Annotated in this window: 1 protein-coding gene; it reads right to left on the reverse strand. The window is 70.6% G+C overall.

All coding sequences use genetic code 11. The features are described 5' to 3' along the window. The coding region (locus ACH5AC_RS38395) for an SDR family NAD(P)-dependent oxidoreductase (RefSeq protein WP_398866993.1) at window positions 1-2,452 on the reverse strand (2,452 nt) is incomplete at both ends.

The raw sequence follows: 2,452 nt of genomic DNA on the forward strand, positions 1-2,452 counted from the left end.
CGGTCGTCGGGGAAGGCGGTGATGGCGTCCCGTCCCTCGGCGACCAGGTCCCACAGCTCCTCGGGTGTGGTGACACCGCCGGGGAAACGGCACCCGATCCCCACGATCGCCACCGCCTCGTCGGCGGCAGCGGTGGCAGTGCCTTTGCCGCGGAGGGCGGGAAGCGCCGCCGATTCCTCGCGGGCGCCGTCGGCCTCGTCCACGGACTCCTGGTCCACGAGGAGACGGAGGAGGTGTTCGGTGAGCACCTTTGGGGTGGGGTGGTCGAAGGCGAGTGTCGTCGGGAGCTGGAGGCTGGTGGCCGCGGTGAGGTGGTTACGCAGCTGCACGGTGGTCAGGGAGTCGAAACCGAGGCTCTTGAAGGTGTGTGCGAGGTCGAGCGCGTCGGGGTCGGGATGGGCGAGGACGGCCGCGGTGGTCGTACGCACCAGGTCGAGCACCACGCGGTTGCGCTCTGCCGAGTCGAGGCCGGCCAGCCGCTGCTTGAACGACGTCGCGTCGGCTGTCGCGGTAGGAGCCGTGTCCGTGGGAGCCGGGCGCCGGGGGGCGCTGACGACGAGATCGCTCAGGAACGGCGGAAGGTCGCCGTTGCGGGCGCGTGCGTGGAGTGCGGTGGTGCTGACCCTGATCGGTGCCAGGAGCGCTTCGGGACGCGCGAGGGCCGCGTCGAGGAGTGCGAGTCCTTCCTCGCTGGTGAGCGGGGGGAAGCCGGTGCGGGTGATCCGCGCGATGTCCGCCTCGGTCAGATGCCCCGTCATGGCGGACGCGTCCGCCCACAGGCCCCAGGTGAGGCTGGTGGCGGGTAGTCCGAGGGTGTGGCGGTGGTGGGCGAGGGCGTCGAGGTAGGTGTTGGCGGCCGCGTAGTTGGCCTGGCCCGGCGCCCCGAGGACTCCCCCCATGGAGGAGTAGAGGATGAAGGCGTCGAGGTCGAGGTGGCGGGTGAGTTGGTGGAGGTTCCAGGCGGCGTCGGCCTTGGGGCGGAGGACGGTGTCGAGGTGTTGGGGAGTGAGGTTTTCGATGGTGGCGTCCTGGAGGACGCCTGCGGTGTGGATGACGGCGGTGAGGGGGTGGGTGTCGGGGATGGTGGTGAGGAGGTGGGCGAGGGCGGTGTGGTCGGTGGTGTCGCAGGCGGTGATGGTGACCTGGGCGCCGAGGGCGGTGAGTTCGTCGTGGAGTTGGGTGGCGCCGGGAGCGTCGGGGCCGCGTCGGCTGGTGAGGAGGAGGTGGGTGATGCCGTGTCGGGTGACCAGGTGGCGGGCGGTGAGTGCGCCCAGGGCGCCGGTACCGCCCGTGATCAACACCGTGCCGTTCTTGTCGAGTGAGCGAGGCACGGTCAGGACGACCTTGCCGATGTTGCGGGCCTGGCTCAGGTAGCGCATCGCCGCGGGAGCCTGGTGGACGTCCCAGGTGCTGACGGGCAGCGGCTCCAGGACTCCCTCCGCGAACAGCGGCGCCAGCTCTCGGTACAGCTCGCTCACCCGGTCCGGAAGGGTCTGCGTCAGGTCGTACACCTCGTAGCTCACAGAGGGGTGTGCCTCCGCCACCGTCCGCGGATCGCGGATGTCGGTCTTGCCCATCTCGACGAATCGGCCGCCCTCGGCGAGCAGCCGCAGCGAGGCGTCGATGTACTCGTGGGCCAGGGAGTTGAGGACGATGTCCACGCCTCGGCCGTTGGTCGCCGCACGGAACCGCTCTTCGAAGTCCAGGGTGCGGGAGGAGGCGATCCGGGTGTCGGCGACTCCGCGCTCGGTGAGCGCCCGCCATTTGCCGGGGCTGGCCGTGGTGAAGGCGTCCAGTTCCCAGTGCCGGGCCAGTTGCAGCGCGGCCAGACCGACCCCACCGGCGGCCGCGTGGATGAGGAGGCTCTCCCCGGCCTGCGGACGGGCCCCCTTGAGAGCCTCGTACGCGGTGAGGAAGGCGACCGGGACGGACGCGGCCTGCTCGAACGACCAGCTGTCCGGGAAACGGCTCAACAGCCTCTGGTCGGTGGCGGCCACGGGACCGATACCCGACGAGAACATGCCCATGACCCGGTCACCGGTCCTGAAACCGTCGACACCGGGTCCGACTTCGGTGACGACCCCGGCGCCCTCGCCGACGATGCCCTCCTGCCCGGGGACCATGTCGAGGGCCACCAGTACGTCTCGGAAGTTGATTCCGATCGCCCGTACCGCCACCCGCACCATGCCCTCGGCCAGCGGCTCCGACGCCTCCGGGCTGTCGACCAGCGCCACAGCGTCGAGCGTGCCCTTGCCGACGGTGCCCAGACGCCAGGTCGCCGCATCCCGGGGCGGGGCCAGACGCTTGCCGTCGTCCGCCGGCATCAGTCGGGGGGTGTGGATGTGGCCGTTGCGGAGGGCGAGTTGGGGTTGGTTGGTGTTGATGGCGGTGTGGAGGGTGTTGTGGCTGCGGGTGGTGTTGTCGGTGTCGATGATGGTGATGCGGTGGGGGT

The sequence above is a fragment of the Streptomyces sp. NPDC018693 genome (assembly GCF_044391385.1).
Lineage (GTDB): Bacteria > Actinomycetota > Actinomycetes > Streptomycetales > Streptomycetaceae > Streptomyces.